The sequence below is a fragment of the Streptomyces sp. NBC_00096 genome (genome assembly GCF_045041305.1).
Lineage (GTDB): Bacteria > Actinomycetota > Actinomycetes > Streptomycetales > Streptomycetaceae > Streptomyces.
Genome location: NZ_CP108221.1, coordinates 4,061,066 through 4,077,244 on the forward strand (window position 1 = coordinate 4,061,066; position 16,179 = coordinate 4,077,244).

The window sequence follows — 16,179 nt, forward strand, 5'->3', positions numbered from 1 at the left end:
GGCCCGGGAGGTCCCGGAAGGGGACCCCTCGGGCGGGCGTCAGGCGGTCGTCAGGCGGGTCGGCTGGAGGCCGGTCAGCAGGAGGGTGAGGGCCTCGTCGAGGCCGGCGCCCAGGTACCAGTCGCCGGTGTGGTCGACGCAGTAGACGCGGCCCTCGCGGTCCAGGGCGAGGTGGGAGGTCCCGTCGGCCTCGACGCCGAGGGGGCACAGCTGCGTGGACAGGGCGCGGCCGAGGTCGGCGAAGGTCCGGGCGAGGTGCAGGCCCGTGAGGGGGTCCAGTCGTACGGCGGTGGGCGCGATCTGGCGGCCGGTGCCCGGGGCGGCGACGGTGAGGTTCCCGAACTCCGCCCAGGCCTCGACGGCGGCCGGGAAGACCGTGTGGCGGTGCCCGGCGGGAGTGGTGTGGTCGCGCAGGGCGTCGGCCCAGTACTCGGCCTGCTTGATGTCCCAGCGGCCCGGCTCCCAGCCGGCGGTGCGCAGGGCGGAGTCCACGGCCACGGGGAAGCGGGCGGCCGAGGAGCGGTCGTAGGAAGCGGAGGTGGCGGTCATGGTGGCTACTCGGGGTGGGTGAGGTCGACGGGACGTACGCCGAAGTGGGCGAGGAGGGCCTCGCAGGAGCGGCAGGGAGGTGCGTAGCTGCCGTGGAGCGGGTCGCCGTCCTCGCGGATGCGGCGGGCGGTGATCTTGGAGTGCTTCAGCGAGCGGCGGGCCTCGCTGGGGGTGAGCGGCTTGCGCGAGGCGCGCTTGCTGCGGGCGCCCTCGACGGAGGCCAGGTGGCGGGAGAGCAGGATCGCCTCCGGACATCGGCCGGTGAAACGTTCGCGCTGGCCGCTGGTGAGGGTGTCCAGGAAGTCCTGGACGAGCGCGTGCAGCACGGGCGGCTGGTCGGCCTTGCCGGCGGTGCCGGTGAGGGTTTCGCCCCGTACGGACAGGGCGGCGGCCACGGTGGGCAGGATGCCGTCGCGGCGGAAGCGGAGCGCGGGCACCACGGGCCGGCCGTCACCGCCGCCGCCCCAGCGCAACCGGGGGTCGCCGTCGGGCGCGGGGTGGCCCTGCGCCGGGACCGCCGTCGGACCACCGGCTCCCGTGGGGCCCGTGGGGCCCGTGGGACCGTGGGTGACCGTGGGGCCGGTGGGTCCTGAGTGGGCGTCGGCCGCTTCTGTGCGTGTTGCCGTGTTCTGCATGGTTGCGCTTTCCCTCCCGTGGCGGCGGTGGAGACCGCTGTCGCGCACGCCCCCGTGCTGTGGGGACAGCCTGTCAAATGTCCCGTGAGTTGTGGAAGCGGGGTCGAATATTCGTATCAATTCGGATCTTCCCGGCCGTCGCGCGGGCGCCTCTGGTACGAGCGGGTGAGGCCCTTGCCGGAGCACATAGGCTGTGGTGAACCAGCCAGATCCAGCAGGGGGCTACCGCCATGACGACAGGTCGGCTCGGGCATCAGGCCGCGCCACCCAACGCCGCTTATTCGGGGCAGGTCGTGCATTTCCCGGACCCGGTCCGGGCCGCGCGCCATCCCCACGGAGTCCGCATCGGCGCGAACGGGCATCCCGACTTCGCGCCCTACGCGCGCGCGGCGGTGGAGATCGCCGATCCGCCGGAGGGCTTCGGCGTGGACGAGCTGCGCCTGACGGACTGCGTGTCCGCGAACGCCGCCATGCGGGCCACCGGCCACGAACTGTGGGACACGGTCGGCCCGGTGGCCACCCCGCACGGCTGGACCTGGCACCACGTGTCCGGCACGCGCCGGATGGAGCTGGTCCCGGTCGAGGTGAAGGCGCTGCTGCGGCACCACGCCGGTCTGGTGACGGCACCGGTGGACCACGGCAAGCGCGGCACGCGGGCGTTGCAGGAGACGCACCCGGTGCACCTGGGGCTGCCCAAAACGGTGGTCTCGGTGTCCGAGCAGCAGGTCCAGGGCGTCGAGGAGGACCTCGGCTACCGGCTCCCGGAGGCGTACCGCTCCTTCCTGAAGGCGGCGGGCGGCTGCGCCCCGGTGGGCGCGGGACTGGACGTGGAGCTGGGTCTGCTGGTGGACCAGCCGTTCTTCACCGTGCGCGAGGAAGCGGCGGTCAACGACCTCGTCTACGTCAACAAGTGCCTGCGGGACCACCTGACGAAGGACTACCTGTGCGTGGCCTTCGTGCAGGGCGGGCTGCTCGCGGTGAAGGTGCGGGGCGATGCGGTCGGCTCGGTCTGGTTCTCCCCGTACGACGATGCGCGCGACCAGGACGGCTGGTCGGTGCAAGAACGCGTGGAGCGGTTGCTGCTGCCGTGCGGTGCGGATTTCGACGCCTTCCTGGAGCGGCTGGCGGGCAATCCGCCGGAGCTGGAAACGGTGGCCGGTCTGATGGTGGACGGCGGATTCGCGCGCTCGGTTCCCGTGTCGGGTCCGGGTGCGGGTGCGGGTCCGGCGGAGCGTTCGGTTCCGGGTGTCGGGTCGGCATCCGCACCGGTGGAGGGGTGACGGCGCGATGGTGACGTTTGCGCAGGCGCAGGAGCGCGCCGAGGAATGGATCAACGGGGACGTGCCCGGGTACCAGCACCGCGAGGTGCGCGTACGGGAGTTCGGGCTCGGTTTCGTGGTGTGGGCCGAGGACCGCGCGGCCGGACCGGTGTCCGGTGCCGGCCGGCAGCGGCTGGTCATCGCGCGGGACAGCGGGGAAGTCACGCTCTGGCCGGGGCTGCCGGTGGGCGAGGTGATCCGCCGCTACGAGGAGGAGTACGGGGCGTCGGCCGCGCAGGCCGAGGCTTCGGTGCCGGTGTCGCGCATCGACTCGGAACAGACCTCGTTCATGCTGAGCCCGCCGGAGTGGCTGCAGGAGGCGGCGGACCGGGCCGGGATCCCGGGGGCTCCCGCGGCTCCCGCGGCTCCCGCGGCTCCTGCGGATCCCGCTGTTCCCGTCGCCGCGGCTCAGGTGGTTTCGGAGCCGGTGGCTTCCGAGCCCGTGCCGCTGCGGCGCGGGGGCGAGGTCCCGTACGAGCCCACCGCCAACGACGGGGTGCCGGCCGGGGTTCCGGCCGGGGCCACGCCGTGGGCCGGTACCGATGTGAACGGTGCGGACTCCGTGTCCGTGCCGCTGCCGGCGACGGTGTTCGCGCCGCCGCTGTCCGGGTCGGACCAGGACGACGCGCTGTCGCCGTCCGGGCCGGGCCCGGAGGCGCGCACGACGCTGATGCCGAGGGGCAGCGAGCTGCCGAAGACCGCCGTGGTGCCCGCGCTGGATCCGGAGGCCGGGGTCAATGCCGGTTCCGCTTCCCCTTCCGGTTCCGCTTCCGGCCCGGGCGCCCGGCCGGGCGCCGGCCCGGCTTCCCGGCCCGGTGCGGCTTCCGGGGACATCGCCGACGCGCCGACGAGCAAGGCCCGGGTCAACCGGTCCGCCGCGCCCGGGCCCGTGACCCCGCCGGGTCCGCCCGGTGCTCCGGGTGCTCCGGGCGGCGGTTCGGAGCCGCCCTCGTACGCCGCCACGATGCTCGCGGCTCCCGGCGGGCCGCAGCAGCCCGCGCCGCCGGGTCCGCCCGGGGCCCCCGGGGCTCCCGGTGTTCCCGGTGGCGGGCTGGACCATGCCGCGACGATGCTGGCCGGTCCGGCCGTGACCGGGCAGCCGCCCGCCCCGCCGGGCCCGCCGGGGGCGCCCGGTGGGCCCGGAGCGTCCGGCGGGCGCGGGGACGCGTACGCCGCCACCATGCTGGCGGGCCCCGGCGGACCGCAGCAGCCGGGTCCGCCCGGTCCTCCCGGGGCCCCCGGTGCCGGGCAGCCGCCCGGTCCCCCCGGCGTGCCCGGCGCGGGCGCGCACCAGGCGGCCACGATGCTCGCGGGTCCCGGCGTACCCCAGCCGCCCGGTCCGCCGGGTGCCCCCGGGGCGCCTGGGGCTCCCGGTGCCCCCGGTGTTCCCGGTGCCGGGCTGGACCATGCCGCGACGATGCTGGCCGGTCCGGCCGTGACCGGGCAGCCGCCCGCGCCGCCCGGCCCGCCCGGTCCCGCGCCGCAGGGCCGCGTACCCGCACCGCAGCCCGGGGTGCCCACGGTCGGTCCCGGCTACCAGGCCGTCCTGCGCTACCGCGCGCCCGACGGCTCCGAGCAGCAGCTCATCCGCCGTTCCGCGCCCGGCACCCCGCACCCGGAGTGGCAGATCCTGTACGAACTGCGCGCCATGAACGTGCCGCCGCAGCAGGTGCTGGAACTGCACACCGAGCTGGCTTCGTGCGAGCTGCCCGGCGGCTACTGCGCGCGCATGATCCGGGAGACCTGGCCGCAGGTCCGGATCACGAGCGTGGCCCCGTACGGGACGGACCACGCGGGCCGCCGGCAGGGGATGCAGCACCTGCTGACCCACCAGGGAGAGCTGCACCAGGTGGCGGACGGACCGGCGCGCCCCGCGCCGGTCCGCGCCCCGCTGCCGCAGGTGCCGCTGCAGCCGGCGATCCCGCTGGACGCGATCGCGCACGAGCTGGCGGGGGCGTTCGGGCCGCAGGGGGTCTTCCGCTTCGAGCAGCGCGCCGTGTCCCGGCAGGGCGTGCCGGAGATCGTGGCGCAGACGCTGATGTGGTCGGGTCTGCCGGTCGACTTCGGGCCGTTCTTCTGGGCCCAGGCCGTACCGGGTGCCCCGCTGCCCACGCTGGCCGAACTGGCCGCGCAGCGGCAGGTGCAGCCGGCTTCGGACGCGGGCTCGTACCTCGTCGTCGGCAGCGACTTCGGCAAGGCGCTCTGCGTGCAGTACGGCACCGCGCACATCGTGGCGGTGCCCGTGGAGGGCGGTCCGGGCGGGGCGCCGGTGCCTCCGCAGTTCGTGAACTCCTCGCTGCCGCAGTTCGTGCGGTCACTGGCGATGCTGGGTCACATGTGGCGGCTGCGCCAGCACTTGACGCCGGAGCAGGCGGGCCGCTGGACCGTCGATTTCCAGGCGAATCTGGCGGGGCTGGACAGCGCTGCGCTGGCCTCGCCGGAGAACTGGTGGGCGGTGCTGCTGGAGCAGATGTGGGACGGACTCCTCTGACCGTCGCCTGAACCGGATGGCCGGGTCGGGACCCTCGAACGGGGTCTCGGCCCGGCCATTCGGGCTTCTGGGAGCAAATGACGCATCCTTGGCAGGAATCCCCGCGAGAGAGGCGCTTCCAGGATGAGTGCACCCTTTACGACCGTGCGCGGCCGCGGCTACCGGACGGAAGAGGTGGACCGGTACCTCGCCCGGCTGTCGGGGAGCCGGGACGAGGCCTGGGAGCGGGTGGCCCGGCTGACCGTGCTGGCCAGGCAGATGGGGGCGGAGGCGGAGCGGCTGCGCGCGGAGGTCTCCGGACTGGCCCCGCAGTCGTACGAGGTGCTGGGCGAGCGGGCCCGCCGGATCCTGCTGCTGGCCGAGGAGGAGTCCGAGACGCTACGGCTGGACGCGCGGGCGGACGCGCTGGCGACGGCGGGCGCCGCCGAGGCGCACGCCGACCGGGTGGCCGGGCTGGCGCGCACCGACGCGGAGGCGGTGCGTGAGCAGACCGAGGTCCGGGCACGGCAGGGGCTGCTGCGGGCGGGGCGCGAGGCGGACGGCGCGCGGGCGGAGGCGAGGGAGGACGCCGCCGCGTGGCGGGCGGAAGCGGCCGCCGCGCTGGCGGAGACGGGGCGCCGGGCGGACGCGCTGCTGGCGGAGCGCGAACAGGAACACGCGGAGCGCTGGGACGCGGCGGAGCGGGAGCTGGCGGCGCGGGCGGCGGAGCTGGACGCGCGCCACGTCGAGCTGGAGCGGTACGCGGAGTCCCGGCTGGCGGAGGCGAAGCGGGCGTTCGCGCAGGCGCAGGAGACGGCGCGGCACGGTCAGGAGGACGCGGAGGCGAGGGCGGCGGAGCTGATCGCGGAGGCGCGGGTGCGGGAGGAGCGGGTCGGGCGGGAGACGGACCGGATCCTGCGCGAGCACGGGGAGTCCCAGGAGGAGATGCGGGCGCACATGGACCACGTCCGCTCCAGCCTCGCCGCCCTGACGGGCCGCGCCCCGGCCGAGGGCTGACCCCCGGGCGGAGCCCCGCGACGGCCGCGCGCCGCCACGGGTGACCAGCCCCCGCCCCGCGGCTCCTCAACTGCCGGAGGGGCTGAAAAAGATCGCCTCGAACGCCGGCGGGGCAGGATTCCGGCCGGCGTCACCGCAGGGGTCAGGCCGCCGGAGCGTACGGGGACGGGTCGCTGCGGAGGCCGCGGGTGGTGACCACCACGGTGAAGGCGGGCGGCGCCGGGACGGGCAGGGCCGCGGCCAGCGCACCCGCCGGGGTGACGGCGGTCGCCAGCACCGTGCCGTCCACCTCGATCCGCGGATCGTCCCCGAAGCCCCCGCCCTCGACGGTCAGCAGACCCTCCGTCACGGAGACGCGCGTGATCACCGGGTTGGCCCGGACGGCCATCTTGTTCAGGAGGTACGCCCCTGCGGGCGCCCCCGTCAATGCCCACATCTCCGCCGGGAGCTTCGGCAGCCCGCCCCCGACGTCCGTCACGAAGAACGCCACCACGTACAGCATCGTGACCGCGCTCAGCGCGACGTACTGCAGGTCGACCAGGTCGGTCCGCCCGCCGTCGTTCGCGATCAGATCGTGCAGCGGGCGCCGCCCGGTGCCCTTGGGCCCGGGCTTGGCCATGCTGCCGTTCTCCACCCGTAGCCCGACCACCGCCTTCGCCGCGATCAGGGCGGTGTACGGGCCCCCGAGCAGGGGGAGGTAGACGGTCGTCAGGCAGGACAGGGGCCCGTCGGGCCCCTGGAACCAGTCGGTGCCGCCGCCCGCGGTGAGCCCGTAGCCGAGGGTCGCCAGCAGCAGCCAGACCAGGATCACCGTCCAGGCCAGGGCCAGGGTGATCGAGGTGGAGAGGCGGCCGTCGCGGCCGGTGACCAGCCCGGGGCGGCGTACGAGGCGCAGGACGATCGGGGCCGCGAGGGCGGCGAGTAAGGCGAGTGCGAAGAGTGCGGACGTCATGTGCTCTGGTCCCCCCGGGAGTGTGGTCTCCACAGAGGGTTACCGCCTCAGCCGGGGCATGACAAGTCGCGCCGGGATCCCGCGGCCGCCCGCCGCCCGTTCCCCGTCATTCCTCCCGCTGCTCCGGCAGCACCGGGAACCGCCGCGGCGCCACCAGCAGCAGCACCAGCGCGGACGAGGCCGCCGCCAGCGTCGCGCCGAGGAAGATGTGGTCCCCGGCGGCGGCCACCGCCTGCCGCAGGTACTCGGCGGCGGCCGGCGGGAGGAGCCCGGGGTGGGTCAGGGCCTTGGAGGCGTCGTCCAGGCGCGTGGGGAGCCCGGGCACCGGGGCGTCCGCCAGCCGGGCCGCGACGGTGGCGTTGGCCACGGCACCGAGCAGTGCCGCTCCGACGCTCTGGCCGACGTTGCGGCAGAACAGCACCGAGGCGGTGGTGGTGCCGCGCTCCTCCCAGCCGACCGTGGACTGCACCCCGACGATCAGCGGGAGCTGGAAGAGGCCGAGGGCCCCGCCCAGCAGCAGCATGATCAGCGCGGGCTGCCAGACCGGGGCTGGATAGGGGAGCAGGGTGAAGGAGCCGAGGACGACGGCGGCCAGACCGACCCCGGTGGCGGCCGTGTTGCGGAAGCCGATGCGCCGGTAGACGTGCTGGGCGAGGGCGGCGCTGATGGGCCAGCTCAGGGTCATCGCGGAGGTGACCAGCCCGGCGCCGGTGGGGCCGAGGCCGAGCACGGTCTGGGCGTACGTCGGCATGAACACCATCGGGGCGACCATCAGCAGGCCGAGCCCGGCCATGGCGAGGTTGACGGCGGCGATGGTGCGCCGGCGCCAGACCCAGCCGGGCAGGATGGGCTCCGCGGCCCGGCGTTCGATGCGGACGACGAGTACGCCCAGGACCGCGCTCGCGCCCAGCAGCCCCAGCGAGGGCGGTGACAGCCAGGGCCAGGCGACCCCGCCCTGCACGAGCGCGAAGAGCAGCAGTCCGCCGCAGGCGAAGACGGCCAGTGCCCCCGCCCAGTCGACGGGCCCGCGGCGGCCGGGGGGCCGGGTGGGCTCGGCCAGGTGCCGGCTGATGATCCACAGGGCGGCTGCGGCCAGCGGCAGGTTGAGCAGGAAGATCCAGCGCCAGTCGGTGTACGAGGCGATCAGACCGCCGAGCGCCGGTCCGGCCAGGGCCGAGGTCGCCCACACCACGGACATCCGGGCCTGGATGCGCGGCCGTTCCCTGAGCGGGTAGAGGTCGGCGGCCAGGGTCTGGACGGTGCCCTGCAGGGCACCGCCGCCCAGGCCCTGGAGGATCCGGAAGGCGATGAGGGCGGCCATGTTCCAGGCGGCCGCGCACAGCAGTGAGCCGATCAGGAAGAGGCTGATGCCGAAGAGCAGGACGGGCTTGCGGCCGTAGGTGTCGGAGAGCTTGCCGTAGACGGGCAGGGTGACGGTTCCGGCCAGGATGTAGCCGGAGAAGATCCAGGAGAAGACGGCGAAGCCGCCGAGGTCGCCGACGATCTGCGGGACCGCGGTGGAGACGATGGCGCCGTCCAGGGCGACGAGGCCCATGGTCAGCATCAGCGCGGCGACGACGGCCGTACGGGGGCGCGCGGGTGGCGGGGTGGCGGCCCCCTTCCCGCGCGACCCGGCGGAACCCGGCCCCGCGGATCCGTCCCGGGGTATGCCCCCTGCGCCGCCGCCGGTACTCGCTCCCGTGCTCTCCCCTGAGCCCATGAAAAACCCTTCCCCCCCGTGCGTACCTGCGCAGACACCCTCTCACCACCGTGCGACAGGGGGGTATCCCCTCAGGGCGCCTCGTCCCAACGGGCGAGATCCCCTAGGGGTTGCTCCTCACAAGGATCCAGGGACGCTTCGTCCCGGGGGAGGAGGAAGTCCGGCCGATGCGGTCCTTAACTGGTTACTACAGGACGGGAAGCGGGGGGTAGGGCTAGCACCCCTACGGATACGGCGCTTGGCACCAGCGCGCCGGAGCTCCCCGGCCAGCAGACTTCAAATGAACCGACGACGTACGACTCGAGCGAGGGGAAACACCGTGACAACGGCTATGACCGAAACCAGGCACGGGGGTACTGGAGGGCATGCAGCCGTCGCGGCGCGGGCGCGGAAGGTCGTCAAGGCCTACGGCTCCGGCGAGACGCGGGTCGTCGCCCTCGACTCGGTGGACGTGGACATCCAGCGCGGCCAGTTCACCGCGATCATGGGCCCCTCGGGCTCCGGCAAGTCCACGCTGATGCACTGCCTGGCCGGGCTGGACACGGTGACGAGCGGTGAGATCTTCCTGGACGACACCGAGATCACCGGCCTCAAGGACAAGAAGCTCACGCAGCTGCGCCGGGACCGGATCGGATTCATCTTCCAGGCGTTCAACCTGCTGCCGACGCTCAACGCCCTGGAGAACATCACGCTCCCCATGGACATCGCCGGCCGCAAGCCCGACACCGAGTGGCTGAACCGGGTCGTGGAGACCGTGGGTCTGGCCGGCCGCCTCAAGCACCGGCCGACCGAGCTCTCCGGCGGTCAGCAGCAGCGCGTGGCCGTCGCCCGCGCCCTGGCCTCCCGCCCCCAGATCATCTTCGGCGACGAGCCCACCGGAAACCTCGACTCCCGGGCCGGGGCCGAAGTGCTCGGCTTCCTGCGCCGCTCGGTGACCGAGCTGGGCCAGACCATCGTCATGGTCACCCACGACCCGGTCGCCGCTTCCTACGCCGACCGCGTCATCTTCCTCGCCGACGGCCGGATCGTGGACGAGATGCACACGCCCACCGCCGACCAGGTCCTGGACCGCATGAAGGACTTCGACGCGCGCGGGCGGACCTCATGACCGTCATGAAGACCGCGCGGCGCAACTTCTTCGCGCACAAGGGCCGGATGGCGCTCTCCGCCGTGGCCGTCATGCTCTCCGTCGCCTTCGTCTGCGGCACCCTGGTGTTCACCGACACCATGAACACCACCTTCGACAAGCTCTTCGCCGTCACCAACTCCAATGTCACGGTCACCCCGAAGAAGGTCGAGACCAGCGGGGAGACCCCGGACACCGGCAAGCCGCAGACGCTGGCCGCCTCGGTGGTCGAGCAGGTGAAGAAGGCGCAGGGCGTGAAGTCCGTCGAGGGCGGCGTCGCCTCGATGGCCGTCACCGTCGTCAACGCCAAGAACGAGAACCTCGGCTCGACCACCGGCGCCCCGACCTTCGCGGGCAACTGGACCGAGAACGAGCTGAAGTCGATGAAGATCATCGAGGGCCAGGCCCCGCGCGGCCCCACCGAGGTGATGATCGACGGCGACACCGCGAAGAAGCACCACCTCAAGCTCGGTGACGACATCCGCACCATCGCCGTCACCGGCGACATCCGCTCCAAGATCAGCGGCATCGCCGCCTTCACCGTGACCAACCCGGGTGCGACGGTCGTCTACTTCGACACCGCCACCGCGCAGCAGAAGCTGCTCGGCGCCCCGGACGTCTTCTCGCACCTCAACGTCACCGCCAAGGACGGGGTCAGCGACACCCAGCTGAAGCAGGACGTCGCCGCCGCCGTCGGCGCGGACACCTACCAGCTGCAGACCGCCAAGGAAGCGGCGGACGCCAACCGCAAGGACATGTCCTTCCTGGACATCATGAAGTGGGTGATGCTCGGCTTCGCCGCGATCGCCTTCCTCGTCGGCATCTTCCTGATCTTCAACACCTTCTCGATGCTGGTCGCCCAGCGCACCCGTGAGATCGGTCTGATGCGCGCCATCGGCGCCGACAGCGGACAGGTCCTCAAATCGGTGGTCATCGAGGCCTTCCTGCTGGGGGTCGTCGGCTCGGCCCTCGGCGTCGGCGCGGGCATCGGCCTGGCCGTCGGCCTGATGAAGCTCATGGGCCAGCTGGGCATGAGCCTGTCCACCGACGACCTGACGATCGCCTGGACCACCCCGGTGGCCGGCATGGTCCTCGGCATCCTCGTCACCGTGGTCTCCGCCTACATACCGGCCCGGCGGGCCGGCAAGGTCTCCCCGATGGCCGCCCTGCGCGAGGTCGGCACCCCCGGCGACAAGAAGGCCGGCCGGATCCGTGCCGCCATCGGTCTGGCCCTCACCGGCATCGGCGCCGCGGCCCTGTACCTCGCCTCCACCGCGGACACGGCCGGCACCGGAGCCCAGTGGCTCGGTCTGGGCGTCCTGTTCACCCTCATCGGCTTCATCGTGATCGGCCCGCTCCTCGCAGGTGTCGTGGTCCGGGCACTGTCCGCCCCGGTGCTGCGACCCTTCGGCTCCATAGGCCGCCTCGCCGAGCGCAACGCGCTGCGCAACCCGCGCCGCACCGGCGCCACCGCCGCCGCGCTGATGATCGGCCTCGCGCTGGTCGCCTGCCTTTCGGTGGTCGGCTCCTCGATGGTGGCCTCCGCCACCGACGAGCTCGACAAGTCGGTCGGCGCCGACTTCATCGTCCAGTCCCAGACCGGCCAGCCGGTCGTCCCCCAGGCCGAGGAGGCGCTGCGCAGGACCCAGGGCCTGGCCCACGTCACGGCGTACCGGGAGGTGGATGCCAAGATCACCGCTCCCGACGGCAGCTCCGAGCTGTCCGGGCTCGGCGTCCAGGACCCGACGTACGCCAAGGACATCCGCCGCAAGATGATCGCCGGCGAGCACGCGGCGGCGTACGGACCGGGCGCGATGTCGGTGGGCTCCGAGTGGGCCGGCAAGCACCAGGTGAAGCTCGGTGACGAGCTGACGGTCGCCTTCACCGGCGGCAGCACCACCAAGCTCAAGGTCGCGGCGATCACCAGCGACGAGGGCAACCTCGACAAGGGCATGAAGTACGTCAGCACCGCCACCGCCGCGGCGAACCTGCCGGCCGACAAGATGCCCCGGCCCTTCATGCTGCTGGCCACCGCGAAGGACGGCCAGGACGACGCCGCGTACGCGGCGGTCAAGTCGACGCTCGCCGAGTACCCGCAGTACCAGGTGCTCAACCAGACGGACTACAAGCAGGCCCTGAAGGACCAGGTCGGCCAGCTGCTGAACGTGGTCTACGCCCTGCTGGCACTCGCGATCATCGTCGCGATCCTGGGCGTCGTGAACACCCTGGCCCTCTCGGTGGTCGAGCGGACCCGTGAGATCGGCCTGATGCGCGCCATCGGTCTCTCCCGCCGCCAGCTGCGCCGCATGATCCGGCTGGAGTCGGTGGTCATCGCCCTCTTCGGCGCCCTGCTGGGCCTGGGCCTGGGCATGGGCTGGGGCGCCACCGCCCACCAGCTCCTCGCGCTGGAGGGCATGAAGATCCTCGAGATCCCGTGGGCGACGATCCTCGGAGTCTTCGCCGGATCGGCCCTGGTCGGCCTGTTGGCCGCGCTCTTCCCGGCCTTCCGGGCGGGCCGGATGAACATCCTGAACGCGATCGCCAGCGAGTAGTCGCCGGTCGGTCGTACGGGGGAACGCCCCGGCCCCGGTCCACCCCTTCGGGCGGACCGGGGCCGGTCGGCGTTTCCGGGCCCACGACGGCCCGCCGGGTCCCGGAGCGCGCCGGGGGGTCCCCGGCGCCGCCGATCTCCCGCGCGCCTGTCGGTCCCGCGTCGTAGGGTGGGAGCCCCCGGCCCGTGAGACGTGTCGGGCCCTTCGCGTTGCCGCCCCACGGCATCTCAACCGCACCTCACCGGATGGAAAGCCGCCTTCATGAGCCTGCACGGACTGCTCGACGCCGTCACCCGGGACCCCGCACTCACCGAGGCGGTCACCGCGGCCGGGGACGGCAACCGCATGCACGTGGACCTCGTCGGCCCGGCCGCCGCGCGGCCCTTCGCGATCGCCGCGCTGGCCTCCCGTACCGGCCGGACCGTGCTCGCCGTCACCGCCACCGGGCGGGAGGCCGAGGACCTGGCCGCGGCCCTGCGCTCCCTCCTGCCGCCGGACGAGGTGGCGGAGTACCCGTCCTGGGAGACGCTGCCGCACGAGCGCCTGAGCCCGCGCAGCGACACCGTGGGCCGCCGGATCGCCGTACTGCGCCGCCTCGCGCACCCGAGCAAGGACGACCCGGCGGCGGGCCCGGTGTCCGTGGTCGTCGCGCCGATCCGGTCCGTGCTCCAGCCGCAGGTCAAGGGCCTCGGGGAGCTGGTCCCGGTGAGCCTGCGCCAGGGCGCCAGCGTGGACCTCGGCGAGGTGACGCACGCGCTCGCCGCGGCCGCGTACGCCCGGGTCGAGCTGGTGGAGAAGCGCGGGGAGTTCGCCGTGCGCGGCGGCATCCTCGACGTGTTCCCGCCCACCGAGGAGCACCCGCTGCGCGTGGAGTTCTGGGGCGACGAGGTCGAGGAGATCCGCTACTTCAAGGTCGCCGACCAGCGCTCCCTGGAGATCGCCGAGCACGGTCTGTGGGCCCCGCCCTGCCGCGAGCTGCTGCTCACCGACGAGGTGCGCGAGCGCGCCGCGGCCCTCGCCGAGCTGCACCCCGAGCTCGGCGAGCTGCTGAACAAGATCGCCGAGGGGATCGCGGTCGAGGGCATGGAGTCCCTCGCCCCGGTCCTGGTCGACGACATGGAGCTGCTGATCGACGTACTGCCCGCCGGCGCGATGGCCGTCGTGTGCGATCCGGAGCGGGTGCGCACCCGGGCCTCCGACCTGGTGGCGACCTCGCAGGAGTTCCTGATGGCCTCCTGGGCGGCCACCGCGGGCGGCGGCGAGGCCCCCATCGACGTCGGTGCGGCCTCGCTGCGCGGGATCGCGGACGTACGGGAGCACGCGCGCGAGCTCGGCATGATGTGGTGGTCGGTCTCCCCCTTCGCCGCCGACGAGGACGCAGCCGTGGGCCGCGACAGCCTCACCCTCGGCATGCACGCCCCCGAGGCCTACCGCGGCGACACCGCCCGGGCGCTCGCCGACACCAAGGCCTGGATCTCCGACGGCTGGCGCACCGTCTACCTCACCGAGGGCCACGGCCCGGCCGCCCGTACCGTCGAGGTGCTCGGCGGCGAGGGCATCGCGGCCCGCCTGGAGGCCGATGTCTCCGCGCTGGAGCCCTCGCTGGTCCACGTCTCGTGCGGCTCCCTGGACAACGGCTTCGTGGACCCGGTGCTCAAGCTCGCCGTGCTCACCGAGACCGATCTGACCGGCCAGCGCACCGCCAGCAAGGACCTGGGCCGGATGCCCACCCGGCGCCGCAAGACGATCGACCCCCTCACCCTGGAGGTCGGCGACTACATCGTCCACGAGCAGCACGGTGTCGGCCGGTACATCGAGATGGTGCAGCGCACCGTGCAGGGCGCCACCCGCGAGTACCTCCTCGTCGAGTACGCCCCGGCCAAGCGCGGTCAGCCCGGCGACCGGCTCTACATCCCCACCGACCAGCTGGAGCAGGTCACCAAGTACGTCGGCGGCGAGGCCCCGACCCTGCACCGGCTCGGCGGCGCCGACTGGACCAAGACCAAGGCGCGCGCGAAGAAGGCGGTCAAGGAGATCGCCGCCGACCTGATCAGGCTCTACAGCGCCCGCATGGCCGCGCCCGGCCACACCTTCGGCCCCGACACCCCCTGGCAGCGCGAGCTGGAGGACGCCTTCCCGTACGCGGAGACGCCCGACCAGCTCACCACCATCGCCGAGGTCAAGGAGGACATGGAGAAGTCCGTCCCCATGGACCGCCTGATCTGCGGGGACGTCGGCTACGGAAAGACCGAGATCGCGGTCCGCGCCGCCTTCAAGGCGGTGCAGGACGGCAAGCAGGTGGCCGTACTCGTCCCCACCACGCTGCTGGTGCAGCAGCACTTCGGGACCTTCTCCGAGCGGTACGCGCAGTTCCCGGTCAAGGTGAAGGCGCTGTCCCGCTTCCAGAGCGATTCCGAGTCCAAGGCGACCCTGGAGGGGCTGCGCGAGGGCTCGGTCGACATCGTCATCGGCACGCACCGGCTGTTCTCGCAGGAGACCAGGTTCAAGGACCTGGGCCTGGTCATCGTCGACGAGGAGCAGCGGTTCGGCGTCGAGCACAAGGAGCAGCTGAAGAAGCTGCGCGCCAACGTCGACGTGCTGACGATGTCCGCGACCCCGATCCCGCGCACCCTGGAGATGGCGGTCACCGGCATCCGCGAGATGTCCACGATCACCACCCCGCCGGAGGAGCGCCACCCGGTCCTGACCTTCGTCGGCCCCTACGAGGAGAAGCAGATCGGCGCCGCGATCCGCCGCGAGCTGCTCCGCGAGGGCCAGTGCTTCTACATCCACAACCGGGTCGAGTCCATCGACCGGGCGGCCGCCAAGCTCCGCGAGATCGTGCCCGAGGCGCGCATCGCGACGGCGCACGGGCAGATGTCGGAACAGGCCCTGGAGCAGGTCGTGGTGGACTTCTGGGAGAAGAAGTTCGACGTCCTGGTCTCGACGACGATCGTCGAGTCCGGCATCGACATCTCCAACGCCAACACCCTCATCGTCGAGCGCGGCGACAACTTCGGCCTCTCCCAGCTCCACCAGCTGCGCGGCCGGGTGGGCCGTGGCCGTGAGCGCGGGTACGCGTACTTCCTCTACCCGCCGGAGAAGCCGCTGACCGAGACCGCGCACGAGCGGCTCGCGACGATCGCCCAGCACACCGAGATGGGTGCGGGCATGTACGTGGCGATGAAGGACCTGGAGATCCGCGGCGCGGGCAACCTGCTCGGCGGTGAGCAGTCCGGTCACATCGCGGGCGTCGGCTTCGACCTCTACATCCGCATGGTCGGCGAGGCCGTGGCCGACTACCGGTCCGCCGTCGACGGAGGCGTGGAGGAGGAGCCGCCGCTGGAGGTCAAGATCGAGCTGCCGGTCGACGCGCACGTCCCGCACGACTACGCGCCGGGCGAGCGGCTGCGCCTCCAGGCGTACCGGTCCATCGCGTCGGCCAATTCCGAGGAGGACGTCAAGGCCGTCCGCGAGGAGCTCACCGACCGCTACGGCAAGCTGCCGGAGCCGGTGGAGAACCTGCTGCTGGTGGCCGGACTGCGGATGCTCGCCCGCGCCTGCGGGGTCGGTGACATCACCCTCCAGGGACCCAACATCCGCTTCGGGCCGGTGGAGTTGCGCGAATCGCAGGAGCTGCGGCTCAAGCGCCTCTACCCGGGGGCCGTGCTCAAGCCGGCCGCCTCGCAGGTGCTGATCCCGCGGCCGAAGACGGCCAGGGTCGGCGGGAAGCCGCTGGTCGGGCGGGAACTGCTGGGCTGGACCGGGGAGTTCCTCGCCACGATCCTCGGCTCTTGACCCCGTAGGGGGTGCGGGGCGGTCGTGGCGACGCCCCGCCC

General features: G+C 73.2%; 10 protein-coding genes. 6 read left to right on the forward strand and 4 right to left on the reverse strand.

The window, feature by feature from the left end; translation table 11 throughout:
- Window positions 1-39: 39 nt before the first annotated feature.
- A complete protein-coding gene (locus tag OG904_RS17905; protein WP_405492113.1) occupies window positions 40-549 on the reverse strand; it encodes an SUKH-3 domain-containing protein in 510 nt (169 codons plus the stop codon).
- A gap of 5 nt (window positions 550-554) precedes the next feature.
- Complete coding sequence (locus tag OG904_RS17910) at window positions 555-1,184, reverse strand: YwqJ-related putative deaminase (RefSeq protein ID WP_405492115.1); 630 nt, start codon at window positions 1,182-1,184, stop codon at window positions 555-557.
- A 230-nt stretch (window positions 1,185-1,414) separates the two neighbouring features.
- Here OG904_RS17910 and OG904_RS17915 point away from each other — a divergent pair, with 230 nt between their 5' ends.
- From OG904_RS17915 to OG904_RS17925, 3 genes are all read left to right on the forward strand, one after another.
- Entirely contained in the window at window positions 1,415-2,464 is a 1,050-nt protein-coding gene (locus OG904_RS17915) for an SMI1/KNR4 family protein (protein ID WP_405492117.1), read from the forward strand.
- Window positions 2,465-2,471: 7 nt separating this feature from the next.
- The gene (locus tag OG904_RS17920) at window positions 2,472-4,994 is read left to right on the forward strand and encodes an SUKH-4 family immunity protein (protein WP_405492119.1); all 2,523 of its coding nucleotides are present in this window, start codon (window positions 2,472-2,474) and stop codon (window positions 4,992-4,994) included.
- A gap of 123 nt (window positions 4,995-5,117) precedes the next feature.
- Complete coding sequence (locus OG904_RS17925) at window positions 5,118-5,990, forward strand: DivIVA domain-containing protein (protein WP_405492121.1); 873 nt, start codon at window positions 5,118-5,120, stop codon at window positions 5,988-5,990.
- A gap of 142 nt (window positions 5,991-6,132) precedes the next feature.
- Here the strand turns inward: OG904_RS17925 and OG904_RS17930 are convergent, their stop codons facing one another.
- Both OG904_RS17930 and OG904_RS17935 read right to left on the reverse strand, forming a co-directional pair.
- Entirely contained in the window at window positions 6,133-6,942 is an 810-nt protein-coding gene (locus tag OG904_RS17930; RefSeq protein ID WP_405492123.1) for a hypothetical protein, read from the reverse strand.
- A gap of 106 nt (window positions 6,943-7,048) precedes the next feature.
- Complete coding sequence (locus OG904_RS17935) at window positions 7,049-8,662, reverse strand: MFS transporter (RefSeq protein WP_405492125.1); 1,614 nt, start codon at window positions 8,660-8,662, stop codon at window positions 7,049-7,051.
- A 331-nt stretch (window positions 8,663-8,993) separates the two neighbouring features.
- On the opposite strand from OG904_RS17935, the gene OG904_RS17940 reads away from it, so the two are divergent.
- From OG904_RS17940 to mfd, 3 genes are all read left to right on the forward strand, one after another.
- Window positions 8,994-9,770 (forward strand): ABC transporter ATP-binding protein, encoded by a 777-nt coding sequence (locus OG904_RS17940; protein WP_405492127.1) that lies wholly within the window; start codon window positions 8,994-8,996, stop codon window positions 9,768-9,770.
- Window positions 9,767-12,340 (forward strand): ABC transporter permease, encoded by a 2,574-nt coding sequence (locus tag OG904_RS17945; protein ID WP_405492129.1) that lies wholly within the window; start codon window positions 9,767-9,769, stop codon window positions 12,338-12,340. The genes OG904_RS17940 and OG904_RS17945 overlap by 4 nt, the downstream gene beginning before the upstream one ends.
- Before the next feature lie 261 nt (window positions 12,341-12,601).
- Complete coding sequence (gene mfd / locus OG904_RS17950) at window positions 12,602-16,138, forward strand: transcription-repair coupling factor (protein ID WP_405492131.1); 3,537 nt, start codon at window positions 12,602-12,604, stop codon at window positions 16,136-16,138.
- The last annotated feature ends 41 nt before the right edge of the window (window positions 16,139-16,179 follow it).